General features: G+C 45.6%; 1 pseudogene. It reads left to right on the forward strand.

The window, feature by feature from the left end:
- Nucleotides 1–125 (forward strand): annotated as a pseudogene (locus AK963_RS31705) (transposase); the annotation flags it as partial.
- Between the last annotated feature and the right edge of the window lie 123 nt (nucleotides 126–248).

The following is a 248-nucleotide window of genomic DNA, read 5'->3' on the forward strand; positions in this document are numbered from 1 at the left end:
TTTGGCTTGCCGAAACAGAAGGTGCCAAATTCTGGCTTTCTGTGCTGACAGAGCTTAAGAACCGTGGAGTTGAAGATGTCTTCGTTGCCTGTGTTGATGGGCTTACCGGATTCCCGGAAGCGATTAATACCAATCGCATTTTCTAAATCCTTAAGCTGCCGCCAACTATGCTTAGGCATCATTACCATGCATTATCTAGAACAGATGTCTCGTCGACCACAGCTACCCGAAGGTTTTAATGATGTTGA

The organism is Endozoicomonas atrinae (genome assembly GCF_001647025.1).
Lineage (GTDB): Bacteria > Pseudomonadota > Gammaproteobacteria > Pseudomonadales > Endozoicomonadaceae > Endozoicomonas > Endozoicomonas atrinae.